Origin of the sequence: Clostridium sp. SHJSY1, assembly GCF_031626875.1 — a bacterium.
Lineage (GTDB): Bacteria > Bacillota > Clostridia > Clostridiales > Clostridiaceae > Clostridium.
The window spans coordinates 1-24,994 of the sequence record NZ_JANDMF010000066.1 but is presented as its reverse complement, the minus strand read 5'-3'; the positions used below and the strand labels follow the sequence as shown (position 1 = coordinate 24,994).

The following is a 24,994-nucleotide window of genomic DNA, read 5'->3' as shown; positions in this document are numbered from 1 at the left end:
TTCATGAATAAAATTTATATTTAGTAAAAAAGGATATATCATATTGAAGTTTTTTCACTCCAATCTGATACATCCCCTTTTTTATATTCCTTAGTAATCTTATAATTATTTCCATGAGAAAATATGTATTTATATTCGATATAATTTACAAGTATTTAATATATTGGGATAGGTTTGGTTACCATATATATGGTGAAGAATATTACCATACAAGAATATATATTCTTAGGTTATTAAAGATTTTTGGCATTAGAAATATGATCTACATAGATTTTTCTTATACTTGGATATTCACCAAGACCCTTAAGAACACATTCTACATAAAATCCTTCTGCTTCTAGTTGAGTTTTCCATGAATCTTCATCAGAACTAGCCATATCATTTATAGCATGATCTCCTGCAACTACCATAAGAGGCATAAGTATAACTTTCTTAGGTTTAAAGGATTTTAATGTATTTAAAATTATTTCAAAGTTTGGATAAGACTCAACAGTACCAATAAAGATATTATTATAGCCTTTTTCTTTTACCATATAGTCTAAAGCTGCATATGTAGAATTTGAATGGTGTGTAGTACCGTGTCCCATACAAATTAAAGCTTCATCTGATTTAACATAATGAAACTCATCAATAACAGCTGTAACAACTTTCTGATAATCCTCTGTAGTGGTTAGAAGAGGAGTACCTAATTTTACTGAATCAAAATAATGTTTATATTTATGTAAAGCTTCAATCATTAAATCATTTTCCACACCATTTATTATGTGAGTAGGTTGAACTAGCAAATCTTTAATACCATCTTCTCTCATTGCTTCCAATGCTTCAGATACAGTATTTATTTTAATACCATCTCTTTTTAAAATTTTCTTTATAATCATATTGCTTGTAAAAGCACGATAAACTTTATAGTTTGGATAGTTATTTTGTATATCATCTTCAATTGCTTTAATATTTTTTTCTCTTGTGTCATTATAGCTTGTGCCAAAGCTTACAACAAGAATTCCTTTTTCATTAATGTGTGACATAATTGCCTCCTATGTTAGTTAATATTTTCAATATATGATTGAAGTGTTTCTAGTGTTTTAGGAACTGGAAGAGAAGAATCTAGTATGTTTTTGCTGCATAGATTTTCAAATAGTTCTAAAATCACAGGCTTTTTCAAATTAGTTTTTAGTAAAAGTTCTTTATCTTTAAATATATCTTCAGGAGTATCTTTTCTTAAGATAGTTCCTTTGTGAAATAGAACTACTGTATCTGCCCATTTAAATGCATGGTCAACATCATGGGTAGAAATTATAACAGTTATTCCTTTATCACTTAATTTATTAATAATACCATAAATCATATCAGTATGTTTAGGGTCTAAAGCTGAAGCTGGTTCATCTAATAAAATTACTTCAGGTTCCATAACTAAGATATCAGCAATAGATACTTGTTTCTTTTGTCCACCACTTAAATTATGAGTTGGTTTTGAACGAAAAGGGTGTATATCTAAATCTTCAATTATATTTTCAACCTTTAAACGAGCTTCTTCTTCATTAATTCCTAAGTTTAATAATCCAAAGGATATTTCTTGAAAAATATTTGCGGAAAATAATTGGTTATCAGGATCTTGAAATACAATTCCAACTTTACTTCTCAAGTCAAGAAGACCCTTCCTTGAATAATTTATAGGTGAATTATTAAAGAATAAGCTTCCAGATTCAGGTTTATGTATTCCATTTAAACAAAGAAAAAAAGTAGATTTTCCTGATCCATTAGAGCCCATAACTGCAATTTTTTCTCCTTTAGAGATTTCAATATTAACATCCTTTAGTGCTTTTGAACCATCTTCATAGGTATAACAAAGATGTTCAGTTTTTATAATAACATTATCCATAGTCTGATTCTCCTTGAAATTTATACTAATATAGCAATAGCTAAAATAAATACTTCAATTAAGATTACAACTAAAATATCTTTTTTACATATATCATAAGTTTCATTTAATACATGAATTTCTCCATTATAGCATCTAGATTCCATTGAATCATAAAGCTTGGAAGCTTTTCTAAAGGATCTAATTAATAGTACAGAAAGCATTTGACTTATGCTATATAATGAAGTTTTAAAGTTTTTATTACTTAATCTAGATTTTTGTGAAGTTTGAATAGTTAGTGCAATATCTAGTAGAACAAAAATATATCTATAAATCAATAACATTAGTTCAATTATAATGAATGGGCAATGAATTTTTTTAAAAACACTAAGTAAATCTGTAAAAGGTGTAGTTAATGTTAAAAAATATAAACAAGAAATAGAACTAATGGCTGTAAGAATTAAATTTATAGTAAGAAATAGAGAATTACTACTTATAGCTAGATAATGACTTCCAATTTTCAATGAAAATAAATCTAATGGATATGTAGTAATATTAAATAGTATCGCAATTGAACTTAGGAGTAAAAATAAAAGAGGAACAGCTAAAAGTTTTAAATAATAAGTTAGAGAAATATTATTATAAATCAAAGTAATTGTTCCCATTAAAACTAAGGTAATTAAAGATACAATATTTGAACGAGCTATCACACAAATTAAAAGAATACCAATAGAAAAAAATGATTTAAGACTTGGATCTTTATAACGTAAATTTGAATTATATGCTAGTTTATCTATTGTTATCATTTTTATTTTCCTTTGCTAGTTTTGCTCGAGTCCTTAGAACACCTAAACCATAACCTAATATACCAGCGCCAATAGCAGCTTGAAGGCTGAATAATAATGATTCAGTTTCAGATCCAGGAGGTTCTAAAATAGGTGATGCCCAAGGCTTATAAGAAGGATTAATTTGAGATATAGTTTCTTCAGCTAAATCATCAGAGCCAGCAAAATCAGAATTTTTAACTAATATTAATGGAACTGTAGCAATAAGAATACAAATTAAGAGTAATATTATAATAGTCTTTTTTTTCCTCATTAATTTATACCCCCATTATTAAAATATCCAAGTTCACTAAGTTCAGATTTTGCGTAACTTTCAAGTCCCATTATGACAATAACAGTTAAAATTCCTTCAATAATAGCTAGTGGAATTTGGGTAATAGCAAATATACTCATAAAATTAATTAAGGATGATATAAATCCACCAACTTCTGATGGATAAGCAAGTGCTAGTTGAATAGAGGTAATACAATAAGTAAATAAGTCTCCTAAACATGCAGCTAAAAATATAGCAACCATCTTAGGCATTTTTACCTTTATTGATACTCTATAAATTATATAAGATAATATAGGACCAGCAATTGCCATTGAAAAAGTATTTGCACCTAAAGTTGTTAATCCACCATGAGCAAGTAATATTGCTTGAAATAGTAAAACTATTATACCTATAACACTCATTACAGTTGGTCCAAATAATATAGCTCCAAGACCAGTACCAGTAGGGTGAGAGCTGCTACCTGATACAGAAGGTATTTTTAGTGCAGAAAGTGTAAAACAGTAAGCACCAACCATAGCTAAAATTAAAAGTGTCTTTCTATGCTCATTAATAGTTCTTTTTATTGAAATTAGACCTAGTAATAAAAACGGAATACATAATGCACCCCAAAGTATGCAATATACAGGTGGCAGATACCCCTCCATTATATGCATAGCTTTTGTGCTTTGCCCAAAACCAAAAGTTATAGATATAATTATTGATAGCAATAAAAAGCTTTTTTCTTTTTTATTCATATAATTTCCTCCCTTTTTAAACGAAAAAAATCGCCCTTTGGGAGTATAAAAAGGCGTAACAAAATAGAGATGAACTCTATTCCATTATACAAAGTTATACTCCGTAACTTTATATAGTTGCGTATCAATAGGCAGGTCTTCTGACTTAGGCTTCAAAATAGCAATCTATCTTCCCATTATTAACAGTGATATATTTGACTACTACTATTCCATTACAGCGGCGGGACCGTATGGGATTTTCACCCATTTCCCTATTATCTCTATCTACAAAATATTATAGATGAGCACCTATTGATATTAAATTGTCCTATAAATTCTAGCATTAATACAGACAAGCGTCAATATTAGGAAGTTTTTTATTCTTATTTACTAAAATGTGATATTTGTTCATAATAGTACTTATAATAAAAGTTAATTTGGGAGGTAAGTATTTTGAAAAAACTTATTCATGGTGGAGATATATATAGTGAAAGAAATATTGATATGATTGTAGACTTCTCTGCTAATATAAATCCCTTTGGGTTACCAACTTCAGTAAAGGAAGCTATAGTAAATAATATAGATAATTATATGAATTATCCTGATCCATTATGCAGAGAATTAAGACAAGCTATAGCTAAATGTGAGTTTACACAAGTAGGCAATATTATTTGTGGCAATGGAGCAGCAGATATAATTTTTAAAGTAGTTCTTGCATTAAAGCCAAAAAAAACTTTATTAATAGCACCAACTTTTTCAGAATATGAAGAATCCATAAGATATATAGATGGAGAAATTAAATATTATAATTTAAAAGAAGATAAGGATTTTAATATAGAACAGGATATTTTAGACTATATTACACCAGATCTTGATATGATGTTTATTTGCAATCCCAACAATCCAACAGGTATTCCAGTTAAGTCAAAAGAGATGATTAAAATAGTTAAAAGATGTAAAGAAAATCATGTTATTTTAGTTGTAGATGAATGTTTTATAGATTTTCTAAAAGATGAAGAGCAATATAGTATTTCAAAATTTATTGAAAATTATAAAAATCTTATAATATTAAAAGCTTTTACAAAAATTTATGCTATGGCTGGAATAAGACTTGGGTATATGCTGTGTTCAAATGAAGGAATTTTAGATAAGATAAATGGAATTGGACAACCTTGGAGCGTTTCTACTGTAGCTAGTAAATGTGGTGTTGCTGCTTTAAATGAAGTGGAGTATGTAAAAAAAAGTAAGGAAAATATAGAGGGAAATAGGGAATACTTAATTGGTAAGTTAAAAGAACTTGGATTTAAAGTATTTAATTCAAAAGCTAATTTCATTTTCTTTAAATCAAAGGATAGAAACTTAGATTCTAAACTAGAGGGCCAAGGCATTTTAATAAGATCATGCAAAAATTATAAGAATTTAAGTGATGAATTTTTTAGAATAGCTGTAAAAAGTCAAAAAGATAATGAGTATTTAATTAGTTGTTTAGAAAATATAGGGAGCAATTTAGATGTCGGTAATAATGGTTGTAATTGATGGAGCATTAAGTTCTGATTATAGTGTATGTGAAAATATCAATAAAATTAAATTAGCTGGAATGATAAATAATACTCCAAAAGGAATGGAAACTAATAGTCTAACTTGTATAATGAATCTTTTAAAGATGCCTAAAGAAAAAATTCCTACAGGAAGGGCATATTTAGAAGCTATTGCAATAGGAGAAAAAATTGAAGAGAGTGATTTAATACTTAGATGTAATAACATAAAAATAGAAAAAGGTAGATTAATATCTTGCAATGAAATTATGAGTAATGTAATGGAAGACAAGAATTATAAATTAATAGATATGGGAAGTTATAAAAATTTGCTTATAGTTAAAGATGGAAGAAAGTTTTATAAATCATTAAAAACATTTCCACCTCATCAGAATATAGGTAAAAGAATAGAAGATATAATTCCGAGTTCTGGAAACATAGAGTTTACTAATTTTCTAAAAGATTTAATCTATAAATATAATTTATATCCTTGGGGAGAATCAATAAAAGAGAATTTTCCAAGTTTCTATAATTTACATAATATAAATGGAGCTATGATTTGTAAAACAGAAATAGTTAAAGGTATTGGAAAAGCTATGAATATGTATACTCCTGATTTGTTAGGAACAACAGCAGATATAGATACTGACTTAGAGATAAAAGCTAAAACAGCATTAAACTTATCTTTAAAATATGATTTTGTATTACTCCATATTAATGGGGTAGACGAAAGTGCACATAGGAGAAATATTAATGAAAAGCTAGACTTCATGAGAAAAATAGACTGTGAAGTCATTGGTCTTTTGATGAAAGAGTTAGATAAGGATAGTTCGCTTATAATAACATCAGACCATGGTACTAGTGAAGAAAGTGGTGCACATGTAAATACTTTTGTAAATTTTTATATTTATAATGATAATATAGAAAAAACAGAAAAGTGGATAAATACTTACTAATTCGTGGTAAAATGAACGATATTTTCATAGCATTAAAGTTAAATCATAAGACAATAATATTATTAAAATTGATTAGGAGGAATAATATTATGAGTCATAAAAAGTCAAGACAACAACAAAGTCAAGAAAGTGGAGGAAGCTCTGTTGCTAATGAAAGTGGAAATAACCCAAGAAAGAGTAAAAAGTCTGGGAAAAAATCAACAAGTAATGAAATAGATGATTAATTTAGGAGGAATAATGTTATGAGTCATAAAAAATCAAAAAATTCAGCTATTAATAGTTCAGCTCAAAATGTGGATACTGCATCTACTGGAAGTACAAGTGGAAAAGATAATAAAAAGAACAAAAAATCAGCAGTAAACAATCAATGGTCATAATTAAATGAGAGTGGAGAATTGAAAATGTTATATTAAATTTTCAATTCTCCACTAAATTATTAATATATATTCTATTAAAAAGTCTTAATTATTTGCAACTCTTTGTAATTCTGTTGTGAAAGCTAACAATTCTTCTATACTAGCATTAGTTTCTTCAATTGCAGCAGATTGTTGTTCTGTACTTGATAAAGTTGAATCTGCAATTTCTAAAGTCTTCTTTACAGAAGATTGAATTTCAGCAGTAAGATTTACAATTTGCATAGCTGTTTCCTTTGAATTATGAGATAAATTTCTAATTTCAGTAGCAACAACTCCAAAACCTTTTCCAACTTCACCAGCTCTAGCAGCTTCTATGGCAGCATTAAGTCCAAGCATTTTTGTTTGATCAGCAATGCTTTTTATTGAATCAAGGATTGTATTAATTTGTTCAGAAACTTTTTGAACATTTACAATTTCATTGTTTAAGGTTTGCTGATTTTCAGTAACAGTAATAGAGGCTGATGATAATTCTTCCATGGTTGCTGAAATTTGAGAGAAGCTGTCATTAATTTCACCAGACATATTCTTTACAATTGATTTATTATATCCGATTTGTGATAGAGAATTTGCAACTATGTATAACACTTCAGCTGCAGCTGTAATATTTTTTTCTGTTGTTAGCTTAATATCTTTAACTGCATCAGTATATGCATCTTCATTTACACCTATTTCTTTAGCAGTATTTCTATATAATTGTTCTTCAGGCTTTTTAGTTAAAATTTGTCCACCAAGTATTGTTCCTATTTGAGTTCCATTTACCATAATAGGAGCTGCAAAGTCTATAAGACCTGCATGACAAGTATATATATAAGGTTTTCCTGTCTTTGCAGCTTCTTCGCCACCTTTTTTATGGGATTCAGCACAACGATTAGTACCAGTTTTTGTAGATTGGGTAAGTTTAGCACAAAAATTAGTATAAGAACTTGGTTTAGTAACGGGGGTGCCATTAATGTCTACAGTAACACTTGCTATATCCATACTCTCAGCAAAGTTATCTTGAAACTTTTGTAAAATATTTATGTCTATAACATCTTGAAGTCTAATTTCTGATAAGTTTTTTGAATCATTTTGGTTCATATGTTTCCTCTCTTTCAAGTTATAGTTATTTATATTGTATTAAATTAGTTAATAAGTATTTGTGGTTACATAAAAAATAAGTTGTAAAAATAATAATAGAGAAGTGATTTTAATTAAATACAAAAAACACAAGAAATAAAAGGGAATTATAGGATTTAGACGATAAATAAATTATATAAAGTATTTTAAATAAACTCAATATATAAGTTTTGATAAAGTTTCTACATTTTACTATAAAGTTTCTTTGCTGCTAATACAGGAGATATATTTATTATTTCAATTAGACTTTGTATTATAATTTTAGCAGTTCGCATCCCCCCTAATAAAAATAATAGAAAATTGTGAAATTACTACAATAAACAATGAATTTTATGAATTATAGATTATATATAGCAAATAAATTAAGTTTGTGCATATTTAAAACATTGTCATAGTAGGATATACTAATATTATATGTATTTAAAATAAAGTGAAATTTTACATGCTAAGGAGAATGTTAGATATGAATAATGTACAAAAATTAAGAGAAGTAATGAAAAAATACAATTATGATTACTATATAATTCCAAGTGCTGATTCGCATCAAAGTGAATATACACCTGAATATTATAAAGGTAGATCATTTGTTTCAGGGTTCACAGGTTCTGCTGGAACTTTGTTTGTAGGAAAAGAGAAAGCGTTTTTATGGACTGATGGAAGATACTTCATTCAAGCAGAAAAAGAGTTAGAGGGTAGTGGCATAGAACTTATGAAGATGGCAACACCTGGTTATCCTACATTAGATGAATGGATAAAAGAAAATGTTAAAAAAGGCGAAGTATTAGCATTTGACAGTACTGTTATATCATCAAATGAATTGAAAAATTATAGAAAAATAGCTGAAGATACTAAGTTTGAAATCAAAATGGAAAAAGATTTGTTAGAAGAAGTTTGGGATAACAGACCAGGGATTCCAAAAGAGAAGATTTTTATTCATGAAGTTAAGTATTCAGGAAAGTCAACATTAGATAAGCTTACAGAAATAAGAAAAGAAATGAAATCTTTAGGTGGAGAAAATTATATTCTTACATCATTAGATGATATTGCATGGGCTTTTAATATAAGAGGAAATGACATACCATATAATCCAGTAAGTTTAGCTTATGCAATTATAACAGATAGTGAAGCTGTATTATATATAGATAATGAAAAAGTATTAAAAGATGTATACAAGGAACTTGTAGGACAAGGCGTTAAAATAAAAGAATATGCAGAGATATTCGAAGATGTAGAAGCAATAAAAAATACAGTAATAATTGATCCTACAAAAGTAAATGCTAAAATATATTCTTTAATTTCAAAAGAAGTAAAAATAATAGAACATTTAAATATAACTACATCATTAAAAGCTATTAAAAATGAAGTTGAAATAAAGAATATTGAAGTATCTCAAGTAAGAGATGGTATAGCTATGGTTAAGTTCATAAAATGGCTTAAAGAAAACATAGGTAAAACAAAAATTACTGAAATTTCAGCAGCAGATAAACTAGAAGAACTTAGATCAAAGGGTGAAAACTTTAAAGGGCTTAGCTTTAATACTATAGCAGGTTATAAAGACCATGCAGCTATGATGCATTATTCAGCTACAGAAGATAGTCAGTATGAATTAAAGGCAGAAGGAATGTTACTTGTAGATTCAGGGGCACAATATTTAGATGGTACAACTGATATTACAAGAACTTTTGTATTAGGTAAATTAACAGAAGAGGAAAAGAGAGACTTTACTCTTGTTTTAAAATCTCACATTGCATTAGCTTCAGCAACTTTCTTAAAGGGTGCAACAGGAGAAAACCTAGATACTTTAGCAAGAAGACCATTATGGGATTATGGAATGGATTATAAGTGTGGCACAGGTCATGGTATAGGATTCTTCTTAAACGTACATGAAGGGCCTCAAGGATTTAGACAAAAAGGAAATACTACAGTTCTTCAGCCAGGAATGATAGTAACAGATGAACCAGGTGTTTATAAAAAAGGAAAACATGGAATAAGAACAGAAAATGTAATACTTATTAGAAAAGTATCTAGTGATGAGGAAATGGGAGAATTCTATGATTTCCAAGCTATAACATATGCACCTATCGATTTAGAAGGAATAGATGTTACTATGCTTACTGCTAGTGAAAAGGAATGGCTAAATAATTATCATAATATGGTTTATGAAAAGTTAGCTGGACACTTATCAGAAGAAGAAAAAACTTTCTTAAAAACAGTAACTAAAGAGGTATAGCGGAGAAAGATGTTTGGTGTTTTTAACTAAGCACTTAAGTGAGGTAAGTCAATGAATGATAGTAAGAAGTTAGACAGATTAAAATTTTTAATATTTGTGGGAATTATAGTAATAGCACTAATTATTGTTATTATTAATTGGAAATTTATAAGAGAACTTAGAGTTGAGAAAATTGTACATTTTATAAAGGATAAAGGACAATATGCAGTAGCCATATATCTACTGATATATGCTATAAAACCAATTATGATTTTTATACCTAGTAATCTTTTAGTAATAGTTAGTGGAATATTATTTGGACCAATAGAAGGGGCTATTCTATCCATTATTGGATTTGGAATATCAGCTGCTATTGCATTTATATTAGCTAGGTTTTTAGGAAAGGACTTTGTTCAAGGTGTGCTTGGAAATAAATTAATGAAACTTGATGATAATATGAGGAAAGATGGATTTAGAATCCTATTCTTATTGAGATTAATACCAATAATGCCCTATGATCCACTAAGCTATGCTTGTGGGTTTACAAATATAAAATTTAGTTCATTCTTGGCAGCATCAGTGCTTGGTGTTTCTATTGAAACTATATGTTATTCTTTTTTAGGAAGAAACTTTAGAAATCCATTTTCTTTGAAGTTTCTTATACCAATAGTAATAATAATCTTGATAACAATATTATCAAGAAAAATGGTCAATAAAAACAAAAAAGAGTTTAATTAAATTTAGAGCCACTAATTAAAGAAAATAATTTAATAGTGGCTCTTTCCATTTTCACAGTTAAATTTATATAATAATAGTATAAATAAGAGCAAAAAACACAGAGAGGTATAAAAATGGACAAAATAATGAGATCAGTTTGGGCAGAAATAGACCTAGATGCTGTGAAATATAATATTGAAAATATTAAAAAATTAGTAGGAAATAAGGAAATAATAGCAGTAGTTAAAGCAGATGCTTATGGCCATGGAGCTATAGATATAGTACCAACCTTATTAGAAAATGGGGCTTCAAAACTTGCAGTTGCTATGGTTAGTGAAGCTATGGAGCTTAGAAATAATAATATTAATGCTCCTATAATGATATTAGGATATACCCCTTTAGAATATGGTGAATTATTAATAATTAATAATATAGAACAAACTGTTTATGACTTAGAATATGCAGAAAAATTATCAGAAATAGCATTAAAACTAGGTAAAAAAGCAAAGATTCATATAGCAGTAGACACTGGAATGGGGAGAATAGGATTTCTACCAAGTGATAAAAGTATATATAATGTTTGTAATATAGCTAAATTAGAAGGAATAGATTTAGTGGGTATATTTACTCACTTTGCAACTTCTGATGAGGAAGATAAGGAATATACTTATAAGCAATTTTCTGAATTCCAGGAGTTTAATAAAAGACTTTTAGAGAATGGAATTAATGTTCCATTAAAACATGTATCTAATAGTGGGGCGATTATAGATTTGCCAGAAACATATTTAGGGGCAGTAAGAGCAGGAATAATACTTTATGGATATCATCCATCAGATGAAGTTCAACAAGATAGATTAGGTTTGAAAAATGTTTTAACTTTAAAAACAAAAGTTTGCCATGTAAAAGAATTAGATGCAAATATGTATGTAAGCTATGGAAGAAAGTTTAAAACTAACAAAAAAACCACTATAGCAACAATACCTATAGGTTATGCAGATGGATATTCAAGACTTTTAAGTGGAAAAGCTAAAGTAATAATAAATGGGAAATTTGCAGATGTTGTTGGAAGGATATGCATGGATCAGTGCATGATTGATGTTACAGATGTAGGAAATGTATCTGTAGGGGATGAAGTTATTTTACTTGGTGAAGATGGAAACTTAAAATATAATGCTGATGATATGGCAGAGGCTATGGAAACTATAAATTATGAAATACTTTGTATGATAAAGCAAAGGATTCCTAGAGTATATTTAAAAGATGGGCAAATAGTGAATATAAGAAACTATATATAATAAGAAACACAATACATCATAGAAAATAGTAAATGATGTATTGTGTTTTTTAACTATAGGATAGATATATTATAATCTTTAAGCCAAGTATTTACTTGAATTAAATAAGCTATAAGTTGAGGGCCTGTCATTAATTGCCCATACCAAGGTGTTTTATATGATGATCCTCTAGTTCTGACTATTTCTTCAATTTTAGCTTTGTCTATCAAAGGTAATATAGGAGAATTTGAATCATTTAAAATATTATTCATTTGAGAGCACACATAGTCTGTATATATTGGATTATGAGTCTTTGGATAAGGACTCTTTTTTCTGTAGATAATTTCTTGTGGAAGTATTCCTTCAAGAGATTTTCTAAGGAGACCTTTTTCCCTTCCATTTAGTAATTTGATATGGGATGGGATGTTAAAAGCATAGTCAACTATCTTATAATCAGCAAAAGGAACCCTTACTTCAAGAGAATTTGACATACTCATTCTATCTTTACGATTAAGTAATGTAACCATAAACCACTTTAAATTTAGATAGAATAATTCTCTCATTCTATAATCTTCTTTTGATTCATTTTCTAGGTGGGGAACTTCTTTTAATGTTTTATGATATTGTTCTTGTGCAAAATCATGAATTTTAAGATGTTTTAAACCCTTATTTAATATAGAAATTCTGTCCCCTATAAATCTAGACCAAGGGAAAGTATCTGCCCATTTCATTTCAGGATTTGTAAACCATGGGTAGCCTCCAAAAAGTTCATCAGCACATTCACCAGATAAAGCTATGACAAAGTCTTTTCTCACTTCTTTGCAAAATAAATACAAGGAAGAATCCACATCAGCCATTCCAGGTAAATCTCTTGCAATAGTTGCTTCTTTTAAAGAACTAACTAAGTCTTTATGATTGATTGTAACAGTTCTATGATTTGTACCAGAAAATTTAGACATTTCTACTGCCCAATATTGATCAGAAGTAGGTTGAAAAAGTGATGATTTAAAATATTTATCATTATCTTCATAATCTATAGAGAATGTTGTTAATATTTTATTTTTCTTTTTAAATTCTGTAGAAGTAATTGCTGATATAGCTGAAGAATCAAGTCCTCCAGATAAGAATGTACATAGTGGCACATCACCTACTAATTGTCTTTTTATAGCATCTACAAGAAGCTCTCTTGTATGGTCTATTATTTCTGCTTCACTTTCTAAGGTTTCTTTAGCAACAACTTTCCAATATTCTTTTTCCTTAATACCTTCAGGAGTTACTATTACGTAATTTGCAGGTGGAACTTCTTTAATTCCTTTAAGTACTCCACTTCCAGGACAAACAGCTGGTCCAAGAGCAAATAATTCTGTTAAACCATCTTCATCTATTGAAGCAGTAACTAAAGGATGAGCAAGTAATGTTTTTATTTCTGAGCCAAATATAAATGTATCATCTTTAATTGTATAGAATAAAGGTTTAACTCCCATAGCATCACGTGCTAAAAATATTCTGTTATTTTTTTTGTCAAAAATAGCAAAAGCAAATATTCCATTAAGCTTATCTATGCAATCAATTCCCCAACACATATAGGAAGTAAGAAGAACTTCTGTATCAGAATAAGAATCAAAAGTAAATCCTTCTTTAATTAAATCTTTTCTAATATCTTCAGTATTATATAATTCTCCATTATAAACTAAAACATATTCATTGTTTTCTTGTTTTTTTATCATAGGTTGTAAACCACCTTTGGGGTCAACTACAATTAACCTTCTATGACCTAATAGAACATTTTGAGATAAGTAATGGCCAAAAGCATCTGGACCTCTCTTACTTAAAGTATTTACCATGTTTTCTATAATAGGTCTATCATTTAAAATATTTTTTTTAAAATTAATAAAGCCTGCAATACCACACATTTAAATTTCCTCTTTTCTTATAATTTAATGAAATTAGCAATATGATATAAAATATGATTTTACTATGAACATAGTTACAGGAATGGTTTTAGAATTTGCTAAATAAGGATTAATATAAGTAAAAGTAATAATAATTAAAATATTGACAAATAATAATTATTATTTAATAATATAATAAAATAAGTTTAAAAGGGAGAAAATGATATGGAAAAAGTTTGTATTTGTAGAGGAATTTCAGATGAAAAGATAATAGAAGCTATAAAAGAAGGTGCAACTTCATTTTTAGAAATAAAAGAAAAAACTGGTGCAGGCACAGGTGGATGTGGTGGAATGAGATGTAAAAATAAAATAGAGATGTTAATTATGCAAAATAAATAACTAAAAAACTTTCTTTTAGTTACATTACCTCAAAATTTCATTGATAAAGACATTAGAATAATTTATAATAATATATATTTTAAAATACATAAAATGTTAGAAAATTTTAAGGAGTACATTATGAGAGCAGTTTACAAGAACCCAAGAGAATTAGCAACATGTTTAAAGGATTTAGTTGACTTATATCAAGATGACTTAATGAGTTATGAAAAGTTAACAGAAAAGGTACTTAAAATAGTTGATGCAAATGAGGTTTATAAAAATGGTCATGTTGAAAGAAAATTATTAATAGTATTAGGAGAAGAAAGAGAAGAAATAATAAATAAAATTGTAGAAGAAAGAGCTTAGCATATTAAAGCTATCTTGCAGCTATAATAAAAATTCTGGATGTTGTATACAAGAGAAATCTAGGATTTTATTAGAAATAGCGGTAAGATAGCTTTTTTTTTGTATACAAAAAGTGGTATAATTAATGTGGGAACATTTACAGTTATGTAAAGATTGAATAATTAAAGAAAATTATAGGAGGGGGAATAAAAAATGGGAGGAAAATTGGGAAATGAAAAGGAAACAAGCACAAGATTTAAAGGGATTAGTAGTATTAACAAATCTCTTAAGTGGAAACTAATATCTACATATATTCTTATAGCATGTATACCAATATTACTTATTGCTATATCAACATATGTAAATAGCAAAAGAACTTTAACTGATAAAGTGTCACAGTTATCTGGGAATATATGTTCTCAAACAAAAGTAAGTATAGATAATTACTTATATGAAGTTCAAAATGCATCATCATTAGTTTTTGCAAATGATGATATTATGGTTTTTAATCCAACAAGTAATCTGGATCCTTATGAGAAGCAACAAAAAACAAACAATATTCAAGAATACTTATTGTCTGTTAGTCTTTTGCAAAATTTTAATGATTTTGCTTTAGTGTATGGAGATGGAAGCACAATAGGAAAGATAAGTGAAACTACAAAAAAGCTATATGATATGAAAAATTTATATGGAGAAATAAAAGAAGAAGTTAGTAGCAGTAAGAGCAAAGGAAAGTGGCTTACTGGTAAGAATGAAAATTATAATTCATTATATTATGTCAAACAAGTAACTGATAGTACTATGATGATTACTTCAATATATACAAATGAGTTAGATGAAATTTTTGATAAATTAAATAGTAATGGAAATGTAACAAGACTTTGTAATGAAGATAATATTATTTATTCAACTAATGACAATGAAATAGGTCAAAAATTAGATGGAGAAATAAGTAAAGAGATAAAAGATACTACAACAAAGACATTTGAATCAAGTAAAAACTTAGTAGTTTATAATACTTGTGATAATGGTTGGGGATTAGTAAATGCAATTCCAACAAATTATATTTATAAAGAAATAGGAACAACAGGAATCTTTACAGTGATAATAGCCATAGTGTGTATGATTTTATCAGGATTATTTGGTGTTTATTTTGCTAGAAAAATATCAAATCCTATTAAAACTCTAGTTGGTAAAATGAAGCAGGCAGAAGAAGGAGATTTAACAGTTAAAACTGATTTTACGGGGGAAGATGAAATAGGACTTCTTAGCAGTAGTTTTAATATAATGATAGATAGGATTAGAAGATTAATAGAAGAGACTAAACATGTTTCTAAGATAGTAATAGATGAAGCAGATGCTATAAAGAGTATGTCTAGCCAAACTTATAGCATATCAGAAGGAGTTTCAACTGCTATGGAAGGAATAGCAACAGGAACATTAAATCAAGCAAGTGAATTAGAAAAAACAGTTTCAACAATGGATAAGCTAGCTGGAAGCATTAATAACATTATTTCAAATATATCAAATGTTACAAATATATCTAAAGAAACAACTCATATTGGAGATGAATCCTTAAATATAGTAAAAAGTCTTCAAGTTAAAACAAGTCATACAAATGAGATAATGGATGAAATAACTACTAATATAAATATTTTAAGTGAGAGCATAAAAGAAATTGAGCAGGTAATAAAACTTATAAAAGGAATTAGTGAACAAACAAATCTATTATCATTGAATGCTGGAATAGAGGCAGCACGTGCAGGAGAAAGTGGAAGAGGTTTTGCAGTTGTAGCTGATGAAGTTAAACAACTTGCAGAACAGTCAAAGGAATCTACAGATAGTGTTTATAAGGTAATTAAAGATGTATATAATAAAGCAAATGCTGCAATAACACTTATAGATAATTCTAAAAAGGTATTTGCTGAACAAACACAGGCTGTTGAATATACTAATAATTCATTTGCAAATATAATAAGTTCAACTAAAAAGATAACAGAAGAAATAAATAATATTCAATCTTTAATGAATGAAATAAATACTCAAAAAGAAAAAACTATAAAATCAACCAATAGTATCAAAATGATTACTGAAAATTCATCAGCTAATACAGAGGAAGTTTTAGCAGCAACTGAAGAACAAACAGCTAATGCAGAAAATTTAGAAGGACGTTCAAATAAATTAAGTGAAGCAGCAAAAGGATTAGAACAAGCTATTAATAAATTTAGGGTTTAAGGTGTAAAAGGGGGTATAAGACAATGATTAAGAAGATAATTAGTTTAGGATTAAGTTCTATTATGATGCTTACCTTATGTGCTTGTGGAAAAGCTAATACTAAAAGTCAATCAGAGCAAGTAAGCATAAGATTTTCATGGTGGGGAACTGAATCTAGATATGATAAAACTATAGCAGCAATAAAATTATTTGAAGAAAAAAATCCTAATATTAAAGTTAAAGCTGAATTTGGAGAGTGGACAGGCTTTAAAAAGAAAATGAATATGAAGATAGCAGGAAATGATGAGCCAGATCTTATGCAAATAAATTATGATTGGCTTGAAAACTATTCAAAAGATGGAAAAGGATTTTATGATTTAAATAAAGTATCAGATACATTAAAACTTGAAAATTTTTCAAAAGAAGTGTTAGCTTATGGAACAAAAAATAACATTCTAAATGCAATACCTATAGCAACTAATGCAAAAATACTTTATTACAATAAAAATGTTAGTAATGGGTTTATTGAAAATAAATATAATACATGGGATGATTTAATAGCAAGTGGAAGCAAGGCCAATGGAGATAAATATCCTTTAGATCTTGATTCATTCAATGCATGGGGATTGGGCATGGCTTATGTACAAGAAAAGACCGGGAAAAATTTCATAAACGAAGATGGTAGTCTTGGATTTACACAAGGAGATATACAAGAATTATTAACTTTTTATAAAAAGTTAATTGATAGTAAGGTAGTTCCAGCAACAACTCATAAGGATGATAATTCAAACTTTAATAATGGTAAAGCAGGAACAACTATATCTTGGTCTACAGATGCACAAAAAATGCAATCAGGTACAGAAAAGATAAAGGGAGATTTATTTAGTGGAGCTTTTCCATCAACAGTAGGTGGAAATGCTATAAGTTATGTTAAACCAGCTATGTTATATACCATAAGTAAGAATACAGAGCATCCTAAAGAGGCAGCAATGCTTATGGATTTTATGCTTAATGATGAAGCAGCAGCAAAAATACTTGGAATTGATAGAGGAATTCCAACAAGCACTACAAGTTATAAAACTTTAGAAGAAAGTAATGTATTAACAGGATTGCAATATGAATCTAGTAAGAAAGAAGAGAAAGCAAAAGAAACTTTAATTAGTCCATACTATGAAAACACATTGATCAAAAATGAGTGTGAGACAGCTATTGAAGAGATAACCTACAATAAATCAACACCAGAGCAGTGTGCTGTGAATACGTATAATAACTTACTAAAAACCTTAGAATCAATAACTAAATAACTAAAAGGTAAAGGAGCTATAAGAAATCTATATCTTATAGCTCCTTTTATTGAAATTAAGCCTTTAATAAATCAGATTCTATTTCATTCATGATTTCCTTAACAGTTGATATCTTATCTATTTTATAAGCATTTTCACCACAGAATATTAAACCTTCATCTAAATTTCCATTAACAGCATTAATTAATGCTTGTGTTATACAGTATGGAGTATCTGCAGGATTACAAGGTGTTAAACAATTAAAGCATTTAGAAACTTTAATTTTTCCAAGTTTAGTTTTTTCAACAAATGGATTTAATAAAGCTCTACCTGGCATACCTACAGGACTTTTAACTATAGAAACATCTTCTTTTTTTGCATTAACATATGCTTGTTTAAACTCTATTGATGCATCACATTCTTCAGTAGCAACAAATCTTGTAGCCATTTGTACTCCATTAGCTCCAAGTTTTAAATATTTAGCTACATCAGTACCATCAAAAACACCACCAGCTACTATCACTGGAATATCTTTTGAATACTTTTCAGAATATTTTTTTACTTCTTCTATAATATTGACAATTGTTTCATCAAAATTTTCTTCTTCTTTTTCTAAATTGTCTGCATTAAAGCCTAAGTGACCACCAGCTTTAGGTCCTTCAATAACAACCATATCAGCTGTAGTTTCATCGTGCTTATCCCAAAGTTTTAATATAACCTTAGCTGCTTTAAGTGATGAAACGATTGGAGCTATCTTAACTTTAGAATCTTTAACTAACTTAGGAAGCATGGTAGGAAGTCCTGCTCCCGATATTATAATATCAATTCCAGAATCTACAGCAGTTTTAACATATTCAGCATAGCCTTTTGTAGCTACCATTATATTAACTCCGAGAATTCCATTGTTACATTTTTCTTTAGCAAGTTGAATTTCTTTTTTTAATGCTTTTAAGTTAATATTTAAAGAGTCATTCTCAAAGTTATCTTCTCTAAAGCCTATTTGTGCAGAAGATATAACTCCTATACCACCAGCATTTGTTACTGCAGCAGCTAAATTTGAAAGTGAAACACCAACACCCATTCCACCTTGTATTATTGGAAGTCTAGAAGACAAATTACCTATTTTTAATGGATTAATAATCATATATGTTACATCCTTTCCTTTGACTATAAAATACTTTGACGCTCAAAATATACTAATATTATAAAATATATTTACATACAATACAACTAAATTAAAAATAATAGGAAATGCTGTTAAATAATTTGTTGACAGTTATTTTTAAACATGTTACAATAAAATACGTCTTAGGGGTATGGCTCAATTGGTAGAGTAGTGGTCTCCAAAACCATTGGTTGTGGGTTCAAGTCCTACTGCCCCTGCCATAGAAGTATCTAGATTTTTATCTAGATACTTTTTTTGTATTCAAAAAAGAAAATTATTTTCCTGAGTATTATTTTGGTTATTATGGAGACATAATATTCACTAATTCATCATCCAACACTGGTATCATTTGAAAGTATGAGACATTAAAAGAATTAAAAATATCATTATAAAAAGTGGTTATTTTTCCAATCATTAATTTGAATATAAATTTGAATAAAGGAAAATATAATAGTGTAAATTGATTAAACAAAGACGTTAAATTAATTTACAAACCGTAAGCCTAAGGAGGGATTAGCAATGTCAAATAAAGCATTAATTCCAGAATCAAAGAATGGTTTAAGCAAGTTTAAAAACGAAGTAGCTCAGGAGCTAGGGGTTCCATTTTCAGATTACAATGGAAATATAAGCTCTAGACAATGTGGTTCCGTAGGTGGCGAAATGGTAAAAAGAATGGTCCAAGAATATGAAAGTAAGATAAAGTAAACACCTACTAACCTTACTAAAAATTAAGGAAAATCATTTATGGGAAATTACACCACCAGAATGTAAACCTATATATTCTTGGTACTGGGAGGATGACAGTAGTCATCCTCTTCTTTTTTTACTTTAATAGTACAACCTTTCTTTTATTTAAGTATAGATTATGTTAAAATGGGAACGAAAGTTCGAAGGATAAGGTGATAAAATGAGAAAGGTAAAAATACTCCATTCTGCTGATCTTCATTTTGATACTCCATTTAAAGAAGTAGGAGAAAAGCAAAGAAAAATAAATAAAGAGGAATTAAAGGAAGTTTTTATAAAAATAATACACTTTTGCAAAGAAAAATCTGTTGATATATTTCTCTTAGCGGGGGATGTTTTTGATAATTTTACCCTAAGTAAGGAAACATTACATTTTATCGAAAAAGCTTTTAAGGAAATAGAAGATACAAAAGTTTTTATAAGTCCAGGTAATCATGATCCTTATATGAACAATTCATTCTATAAGTTAATAAATTGGCCTGATAATGTTCATATTTTTACATCTAAAATAGAAAAGGTGTATATAAAAGAGTTAGATGTAAATGTATGGGGAAGTGCTTTTGTAGATAAATATATTAGAAAATCTATTATGACTGATTTTAATGGAAATTCAAACAAAATAAACTTGATGGTTCTTCATGGAGAAATATCAAGTTCAAGTGATGGTAATGAGTATAATCCAATTACTCTATCAGAAATATCAAAAAGTGGAATGGATTATATAGCTTTAGGGCATAGACATGGGTTTAGTGGAATTAACAAAGAAGGAGATACCTATTATGCCTATAGTGGAAACCCCCAAGGAAGAGGATTTGATGAATTAGGTGATAAAGGAATAATTTATGGATATGTTTCAAAAGGAATTGTAGAGTTAGAATTTATTAAAACTTCAAAGAGAAATTATGAAGAAGTTAAAGTAGATGTTTCAAATTCTTTTGGGTATGAAGAAGTTAAAAATATAATTTTAAATACAATAGATGAGAATAATAGAAAAAATAATTTGTATAGAATTATTTTATATGGAGAAATTTCAGAAGAGTTTAATATAGATGAAAAAGTTTTAAATGAAAAGATAAGTTCATATTTTTATTATTGTAAAGTTGTAGATAAGACATCAGTTAAATTGGATATAGAGGAAATTTCAAGAGGATACTCTGTAAAATCTATATTTGTAAGAAAAATTCAAAAAATGATAGAGGAATCAAAAACAGAGGAAGAGAGAGAAATTATTAAAATGGCACTAAAGATTGGCATGAGCAGCCTTACCCAAGGGGAGGTAAACATGGATGATTATTAAAGAATTAAGGATAAATAGTTTTGGTGGTATTGAGAATAGAATTATACATTTTCAGAGAGGTATGAATTTAATATATGGTGAAAATGAAGCAGGAAAAAGTAGGATAGAAGCATTTATAAAAATTATGCTATATGGAATGACAGCTAAAAGAGGAAAAAATGAAGGGGATAGAAAAAAGTACTTACCTTTTAAAGGTGGACAAATAAAAGGTGAATTAGTAGTAGAACATAAAGGTAGAGATTATTTAATTAAACGAACTTTTGGAACTACTAAAAAAGAAGATTCCTCAATTATAATAGATTATTTAACAGGACAAGAAGAAAAACATATAAGTAAGGATGAACCAGGTAAATATTTTTTAGAAATAAACAAGTCTACATTTGAAAAAACATTATTCATAGGACAACTTGCAGTTTCATTTACAAAAGATAAAGAAGAAGAAATTATGGATAAGCTTACAGCTCTTTTAGGATGTGGAGAAGATGAAGTTCCAGTTGCAAGAGCTTTAGAAAAATTGGAGGGTATAAAGAAAGAATATGTAACAAGTAGAGGAGTTGGTTCTTTAGATGCTTTAAAGAAAAAATATTCAGTACTTTTAGAAGAGCGTTATGAAGGATATAGTCTTTCAGAGCAAAATTTAGATTTAGAGCATAGACTTTTAGAAGAAAAAGATAATAGACAAAGGATAAATGAAGAAATAGAAAAACTTGAAATATATAAAAAATATCTAAAGAAAGTTAATCTTCAAAAGGAATATAAGGATATTAGTGAATATCTAAAGAAATCTGAAGAACTAAAAAAGGAAGAAGAAGAGATAAAAATTGGTTTAGGAAAAGGTAATAATAATATAGATGAAGCATTTATAGATGAGCTAAAAGAAGAAAATAGAGAATACTTAGCTTTATTAGATAAAAAAGAATTACTTAATGAAGAATTATTAAATTACAATATGAAGTTAAAAGATAATGAATTAGAATTAGAGAAATATAGGTTTCTAGATTTATTTGGAGATAATATTAAAGAGAGACTTATAGAGATAAAGTATGAACAAAAAAACCTAGAGGATAAGCTTTCCTATATGAAAGGAATAAAAAATTCAATAGAATCAGACAGGAGAGAACTAGAAAATAAAAAAGCTTCTTTAGGAAATATATTAAATTTAAAAGACATAAAAGAAGATATAGAAGAAAATTTAAGTTTATATGATATAAAATTACGAAGTATAAAATCACTAGCAGAAAAAGAAGATAGAAAACATGATATAAATGCAGAAATAAAAAATGAAAATATGAAATTTTTTACAGGAATTATTTTAGTAGTTTTAGGCTTAATCATGACTTTCCTAGGTATGCCTTTAGTTATTTTGGGGATAGTGTCTTTATTTATTGGAATTGTTATGGTGTATTTGAGCAATAATAAGAAAAAAATGTTAAGTTCAATAAAATCAGATAATGATAATATAGAGAAGCTAACAAAAGAAATACATGATATAGAGGTAAAGTTAAATTTTTATATGAAAAGATTATCTATAAAGGATTATGGAATGTTAATAACATCTATAAAAAGGTATTCTATTTACAAAGAATATGAGGAAAGAGTTTTAGTAAGAATAGAAGAAAAAGAAAAAATAATTGATGAAGAAGGATATGAGACAACATTTAATAAATATAGAAAAAATAATGATATGGTAAATTCTCTTATTGGACTTTCTTCTTGTAGGGATTTAGATGAAGTACTTGAGGCAATTAATATATATGCAAAATTAAAGGATGCAGTAGAGGCTATTGAAGAAAAAAAGTTGCAATTAGGAGAAAATATAAATTCTGTTAATAAGGGTATAGAAGATAGAGAGAAAAAAATTAAAGATAAGTTAAATATAATGGATTTAGATTTAGGAAATTTATTAGATCTTGAAATTTATATTAAAGAATATAAAGAAAAAATAAGAAAGAGAAATGAGATTCATGCAAATTTAGTATCTATGGAAGAAACCTATAAAGTCTTATTAAAAGATAGAGATATAAATGAAATAAAGGATGAGTTAAAGGACATAATCAATGATAGTAATCAATATTCATATCAATCAGAAGAAGAAATAGAAATAGAAGAAAAGAAAAAGTCAAAAGAGCTAATTGAACTGGAAAAAACTATAAAGGATTTAGAAAATAAAATATCTACTAGATATATTGGAAAAAGAAATCTAGTATTAATTGAAGAAGAATTAGAAGATGTTAAGTTTGAGATAGATAAAGATGATAATAAAGTGAAAGCTATTGATATAGCACTTAACACATTAAAAGAATCATTTAGTGAAGTACGTAGAGAAGTTGGACCAACTTTAAATAAAAATATAGGAGAAATTTTTAAAAAGCTTACAGGAGAAAAGTATGAAGAAATTAAATTAGGGGATAATTATGAGATGATGGTTCGAGATGAAAATAATTTGTTTGGTGGAAACTATTTAAGTAATGGAGCATTGGATCAGCTTTATTTATCATTAAGATTAGCTTTAATAGAATTATTATTTAAAGATGAAGAAAGTCCTATTATATTAGATGATGCTTTTGTACAATATGATAATAATAGAAGAAAAAAAGCATTACGATTACTTAGTGAAAAATTAAAAGGACAAGGGCTAGTATTTACTTGCCATACCTTGGAAAAGGAAATATTAGATGATAATGACATTGAGTACAATCTTATAAGTATGTAATAATTTATTGACAATGTCCACCTTAAGTAATAGAATAATGATATAAATGAAAATGCGAATTACATGCAATTAGAGGTGGAAGATGAGAAAAATCATATCAAAATTATTAATAATTATGACTATACCTATGCTATTTATTGGATGCCGTAAAGATACTGAAAGTGAAGGAAATAAATTAAAGGTTGCAGTATCAATAAGTCCATTAAGGGAATTTACTGAAATAATTGGGGGAGATAAAGTAGATATCTATACTGTAGTAAAAGATAATATGGAACCTCATGATTTCGAGTTTGGACCATCTGATAAAAAAGCTTTAAGTGATAGAAAGTTATTTATATACAATGGATTAGGACTTGAAGGCTGGTTAGAACAAGCAGAGGAAGGGAATAAAGATACAAAATTAGTTAACGCAAGCAAAGGCGCAGATGTGATTACAGATAATGGTGTGGAAGACCCACATGTATGGTTAAGTTTAAAAGAAGCTATAAATGAATGTAATAACATAAAAGAAGCTTTAGCAGAAGCAGATCCTAACAACAAAGAATATTATGAAGAAAATTATAATAATTATAAAGAACAATTAAACTCATTATACAATGAATATTCACAAAAACTTATAAATATAAAAGGAAAGACATTTGTGACTAGTCATGAAGCTTTTGCATATCTTTGTAGGGATTATGGATTGAATCAAAAAGCAATCAAAGGAATTTTAGATGAAGATGCTGAAACTACATTCAAGGATATGGAGAATTTAGCTAATTACTGTAAATCGGAAAATATAAAAGTAATTTTTTCTGAAGGTAGTGAATCACAAAAAGATTCAGATACATTAGCAAAAGCTATAGATGGAAAAGTTGTTCCTATATATACTCTAGAAACAAGGTTAGAAGGTAAGAGTTATATAGAAGCCATGAAGGATAATTATGAAGAAATATATGCAGAATTAAAGTAGCATCTCGTAAGAGATGCTTCAGACCGTTGACAAAAGAGATATTTTCATTCCTGAAAATATCTCTTTTGTCTTTACTTTATAAAAACATATAA

General features: G+C 27.9%; 23 protein-coding genes, 1 tRNA gene and 1 riboswitch. Of the genes, 16 read left to right on the top strand and 8 right to left on the bottom strand.

Features of this window, described 5'->3' with window-relative positions:
* Positions 1 to 233 precede the first annotated feature (233 nt).
* The 5 genes from NNC19_RS21310 to NNC19_RS21290 are packed head-to-tail and all read right to left on the bottom strand — an operon-like array spanning position 234 to position 3,711.
* On the bottom strand, positions 234 to 1,025 hold the full coding sequence (locus NNC19_RS21310; RefSeq protein WP_310940712.1) for a sirohydrochlorin cobaltochelatase: 792 nt from the start codon (positions 1,023 to 1,025) through the stop codon (positions 234 to 236).
* A 14-nt stretch (positions 1,026 to 1,039) separates the two neighbouring features.
* Positions 1,040 to 1,879, bottom strand: coding sequence for an ATP-binding cassette domain-containing protein (locus tag NNC19_RS21305; RefSeq protein WP_310940711.1), 840 nt, complete (start codon positions 1,877 to 1,879; stop codon positions 1,040 to 1,042).
* Positions 1,880 to 1,899: 20 nt separating this feature from the next.
* Entirely contained in the window at positions 1,900 to 2,664 is a 765-nt protein-coding gene (cbiQ, locus tag NNC19_RS21300; protein ID WP_310940710.1) for a cobalt ECF transporter T component CbiQ, read from the bottom strand.
* Positions 2,648 to 2,956 (bottom strand): energy-coupling factor ABC transporter substrate-binding protein, encoded by a 309-nt coding sequence (locus NNC19_RS21295; protein ID WP_310940709.1) that lies wholly within the window; start codon positions 2,954 to 2,956, stop codon positions 2,648 to 2,650. Before NNC19_RS21295 ends, cbiQ begins: the two co-directional genes overlap by 17 nt.
* On the bottom strand, positions 2,956 to 3,711 hold the full coding sequence (locus NNC19_RS21290) for an energy-coupling factor ABC transporter permease (protein WP_310940708.1): 756 nt from the start codon (positions 3,709 to 3,711) through the stop codon (positions 2,956 to 2,958). The genes NNC19_RS21295 and NNC19_RS21290 overlap by 1 nt, the downstream gene beginning before the upstream one ends.
* Positions 3,712 to 3,823: 112 nt before the next feature.
* Positions 3,824 to 4,018, bottom strand: a riboswitch (cobalamin riboswitch).
* 125 nt (positions 4,019 to 4,143) lie between these two features.
* On the opposite strand from NNC19_RS21290, the gene NNC19_RS21285 reads away from it, so the two are divergent.
* From NNC19_RS21285 to NNC19_RS21270, 4 genes are all read left to right on the top strand, one after another.
* Positions 4,144 to 5,226 carry a histidinol-phosphate transaminase gene (locus NNC19_RS21285; RefSeq protein ID WP_310940707.1) on the top strand — a complete coding sequence of 361 codons (1,083 nt, stop codon included), beginning with the start codon at positions 4,144 to 4,146 and terminating at the stop codon, positions 5,224 to 5,226.
* Entirely contained in the window at positions 5,201 to 6,181 is a 981-nt protein-coding gene (locus NNC19_RS21280) for an alkaline phosphatase family protein (protein ID WP_310940706.1), read from the top strand. The genes NNC19_RS21285 and NNC19_RS21280 overlap by 26 nt, the downstream gene beginning before the upstream one ends.
* Positions 6,182 to 6,270: 89 nt before the next feature.
* Complete coding sequence (locus NNC19_RS21275; protein WP_310940705.1) at positions 6,271 to 6,405, top strand: hypothetical protein; 135 nt, start codon at positions 6,271 to 6,273, stop codon at positions 6,403 to 6,405.
* A gap of 18 nt (positions 6,406 to 6,423) precedes the next feature.
* A complete protein-coding gene (locus NNC19_RS21270) occupies positions 6,424 to 6,558 on the top strand; it encodes a hypothetical protein (protein ID WP_310940704.1) in 135 nt (44 codons plus the stop codon).
* Positions 6,559 to 6,642: 84 nt separating this feature from the next.
* On the opposite strand, the gene NNC19_RS21265 is transcribed toward NNC19_RS21270, so the two are convergent.
* Positions 6,643 to 7,674 (bottom strand): PocR ligand-binding domain-containing protein, encoded by a 1,032-nt coding sequence (locus NNC19_RS21265; protein WP_310940703.1) that lies wholly within the window; start codon positions 7,672 to 7,674, stop codon positions 6,643 to 6,645.
* A gap of 493 nt (positions 7,675 to 8,167) precedes the next feature.
* On the opposite strand from NNC19_RS21265, the gene NNC19_RS21260 reads away from it, so the two are divergent.
* From NNC19_RS21260 to alr, 3 genes are all read left to right on the top strand, one after another.
* Entirely contained in the window at positions 8,168 to 9,943 is a 1,776-nt protein-coding gene (locus tag NNC19_RS21260; protein ID WP_396136470.1) for an aminopeptidase P family protein, read from the top strand.
* Positions 9,944 to 9,994: 51 nt separating this feature from the next.
* Positions 9,995 to 10,660 carry a TVP38/TMEM64 family protein gene (locus tag NNC19_RS21255; RefSeq protein ID WP_310940701.1) on the top strand — a complete coding sequence of 222 codons (666 nt, stop codon included), beginning with the start codon at positions 9,995 to 9,997 and terminating at the stop codon, positions 10,658 to 10,660.
* Positions 10,661 to 10,773: 113 nt separating this feature from the next.
* Entirely contained in the window at positions 10,774 to 11,934 is a 1,161-nt protein-coding gene (gene alr / locus NNC19_RS21250; protein ID WP_310940700.1) for an alanine racemase, read from the top strand.
* Positions 11,935 to 11,987: 53 nt separating this feature from the next.
* Here the strand turns inward: alr and asnB are convergent, their stop codons facing one another.
* Entirely contained in the window at positions 11,988 to 13,826 is a 1,839-nt protein-coding gene (gene asnB / locus NNC19_RS21245; protein WP_310940699.1) for an asparagine synthase (glutamine-hydrolyzing), read from the bottom strand.
* Between the two features lie 204 nt (positions 13,827 to 14,030).
* Between asnB and NNC19_RS21240 the strand changes: the two genes are divergently transcribed.
* The 4 genes from NNC19_RS21240 to NNC19_RS21225 all read left to right on the top strand — a co-directional run bounded on the left by NNC19_RS21240 (position 14,031) and on the right by NNC19_RS21225 (position 18,049).
* Positions 14,031 to 14,204 carry a (2Fe-2S)-binding protein gene (locus NNC19_RS21240; RefSeq protein WP_310940698.1) on the top strand — a complete coding sequence of 58 codons (174 nt, stop codon included), beginning with the start codon at positions 14,031 to 14,033 and terminating at the stop codon, positions 14,202 to 14,204.
* 120 nt (positions 14,205 to 14,324) lie between these two features.
* Positions 14,325 to 14,552: a TIGR04540 family protein gene (locus NNC19_RS21235; RefSeq protein WP_310940697.1), complete on the top strand. Its 228-nt coding sequence runs from the start codon at positions 14,325 to 14,327 to the stop codon at positions 14,550 to 14,552.
* 192 nt (positions 14,553 to 14,744) lie between these two features.
* On the top strand, positions 14,745 to 16,766 hold the full coding sequence (locus NNC19_RS21230; protein WP_310940696.1) for a methyl-accepting chemotaxis protein: 2,022 nt from the start codon (positions 14,745 to 14,747) through the stop codon (positions 16,764 to 16,766).
* Positions 16,767 to 16,789: 23 nt separating this feature from the next.
* Positions 16,790 to 18,049 carry an ABC transporter substrate-binding protein gene (locus tag NNC19_RS21225; RefSeq protein ID WP_310940695.1) on the top strand — a complete coding sequence of 420 codons (1,260 nt, stop codon included), beginning with the start codon at positions 16,790 to 16,792 and terminating at the stop codon, positions 18,047 to 18,049.
* A 55-nt stretch (positions 18,050 to 18,104) separates the two neighbouring features.
* On the opposite strand, the gene NNC19_RS21220 is transcribed toward NNC19_RS21225, so the two are convergent.
* Positions 18,105 to 19,172, bottom strand: a complete 1,068-nt coding sequence (locus NNC19_RS21220) for a nitronate monooxygenase (RefSeq protein WP_310940694.1) — start codon at positions 19,170 to 19,172, stop codon at positions 18,105 to 18,107.
* A 166-nt stretch (positions 19,173 to 19,338) separates the two neighbouring features.
* Between NNC19_RS21220 and NNC19_RS21215 the strand changes: the two genes are divergently transcribed.
* The 5 genes from NNC19_RS21215 to NNC19_RS21195 all read left to right on the top strand — a co-directional run bounded on the left by NNC19_RS21215 (position 19,339) and on the right by NNC19_RS21195 (position 24,902).
* Positions 19,339 to 19,414, top strand: a tRNA-Trp gene (locus NNC19_RS21215).
* 298 nt (positions 19,415 to 19,712) lie between these two features.
* A complete protein-coding gene (locus NNC19_RS21210) occupies positions 19,713 to 19,898 on the top strand; it encodes an alpha/beta-type small acid-soluble spore protein (protein ID WP_310940693.1) in 186 nt (61 codons plus the stop codon).
* A 202-nt stretch (positions 19,899 to 20,100) separates the two neighbouring features.
* Positions 20,101 to 21,234, top strand: a complete 1,134-nt coding sequence (locus NNC19_RS21205; protein ID WP_310940692.1) for a metallophosphoesterase — start codon at positions 20,101 to 20,103, stop codon at positions 21,232 to 21,234.
* On the top strand, positions 21,224 to 23,947 hold the full coding sequence (locus tag NNC19_RS21200) for an AAA family ATPase (RefSeq protein ID WP_310940691.1): 2,724 nt from the start codon (positions 21,224 to 21,226) through the stop codon (positions 23,945 to 23,947). The genes NNC19_RS21205 and NNC19_RS21200 overlap by 11 nt, the downstream gene beginning before the upstream one ends.
* Positions 23,948 to 24,029: 82 nt before the next feature.
* Positions 24,030 to 24,902, top strand: coding sequence for a metal ABC transporter solute-binding protein, Zn/Mn family (locus NNC19_RS21195; RefSeq protein ID WP_310940690.1), 873 nt, complete (start codon positions 24,030 to 24,032; stop codon positions 24,900 to 24,902).
* Positions 24,903 to 24,994 lie beyond the last annotated feature (92 nt).

Excerpts from the sequence above, each read along its gene's own strand:
- NNC19_RS21310 (WP_310940712.1), bottom strand. The coding sequence starts at position 1,025 with ATGTCACACATTAATGAAAAAGGAATTCTTGTTGTAAGCTTTGGCACA.
- NNC19_RS21305 (WP_310940711.1), bottom strand. The coding sequence starts at position 1,879 with ATGGATAATGTTATTATAAAAACTGAACATCTTTGTTATACCTATGAA.
- cbiQ (WP_310940710.1), bottom strand. The coding sequence starts at position 2,664 with ATGATAACAATAGATAAACTAGCATATAATTCAAATTTACGTTATAAA.
- NNC19_RS21295 (WP_310940709.1), bottom strand. The coding sequence starts at position 2,956 with ATGAGGAAAAAAAAGACTATTATAATATTACTCTTAATTTGTATTCTT.
- NNC19_RS21290 (WP_310940708.1), bottom strand. The coding sequence starts at position 3,711 with ATGAATAAAAAAGAAAAAAGCTTTTTATTGCTATCAATAATTATATCT.
- NNC19_RS21280 (WP_310940706.1), top strand. The coding sequence starts at position 5,201 with ATGTCGGTAATAATGGTTGTAATTGATGGAGCATTAAGTTCTGATTAT.
- NNC19_RS21275 (WP_310940705.1), top strand. The coding sequence starts at position 6,271 with ATGAGTCATAAAAAGTCAAGACAACAACAAAGTCAAGAAAGTGGAGGA.
- NNC19_RS21270 (WP_310940704.1), top strand. The coding sequence starts at position 6,424 with ATGAGTCATAAAAAATCAAAAAATTCAGCTATTAATAGTTCAGCTCAA.
- NNC19_RS21265 (WP_310940703.1), bottom strand. The coding sequence starts at position 7,674 with ATGAACCAAAATGATTCAAAAAACTTATCAGAAATTAGACTTCAAGAT.
- NNC19_RS21260 (WP_396136470.1), top strand. The coding sequence starts at position 8,168 with ATGTTAGATATGAATAATGTACAAAAATTAAGAGAAGTAATGAAAAAA.
- NNC19_RS21255 (WP_310940701.1), top strand. The coding sequence starts at position 9,995 with ATGAATGATAGTAAGAAGTTAGACAGATTAAAATTTTTAATATTTGTG.
- alr (WP_310940700.1), top strand. The coding sequence starts at position 10,774 with ATGGACAAAATAATGAGATCAGTTTGGGCAGAAATAGACCTAGATGCT.
- asnB (WP_310940699.1), bottom strand. The coding sequence starts at position 13,826 with ATGTGTGGTATTGCAGGCTTTATTAATTTTAAAAAAAATATTTTAAAT.
- NNC19_RS21240 (WP_310940698.1), top strand. The coding sequence starts at position 14,031 with ATGGAAAAAGTTTGTATTTGTAGAGGAATTTCAGATGAAAAGATAATA.
- NNC19_RS21235 (WP_310940697.1), top strand. The coding sequence starts at position 14,325 with ATGAGAGCAGTTTACAAGAACCCAAGAGAATTAGCAACATGTTTAAAG.
- NNC19_RS21230 (WP_310940696.1), top strand. The coding sequence starts at position 14,745 with ATGGGAGGAAAATTGGGAAATGAAAAGGAAACAAGCACAAGATTTAAA.
- NNC19_RS21225 (WP_310940695.1), top strand. The coding sequence starts at position 16,790 with ATGATTAAGAAGATAATTAGTTTAGGATTAAGTTCTATTATGATGCTT.
- NNC19_RS21220 (WP_310940694.1), bottom strand. The coding sequence starts at position 19,172 with ATGATTATTAATCCATTAAAAATAGGTAATTTGTCTTCTAGACTTCCA.
- NNC19_RS21210 (WP_310940693.1), top strand. The coding sequence starts at position 19,713 with ATGTCAAATAAAGCATTAATTCCAGAATCAAAGAATGGTTTAAGCAAG.
- NNC19_RS21205 (WP_310940692.1), top strand. The coding sequence starts at position 20,101 with ATGAGAAAGGTAAAAATACTCCATTCTGCTGATCTTCATTTTGATACT.
- NNC19_RS21200 (WP_310940691.1), top strand. The coding sequence starts at position 21,224 with ATGATTATTAAAGAATTAAGGATAAATAGTTTTGGTGGTATTGAGAAT.
- NNC19_RS21195 (WP_310940690.1), top strand. The coding sequence starts at position 24,030 with ATGAGAAAAATCATATCAAAATTATTAATAATTATGACTATACCTATG.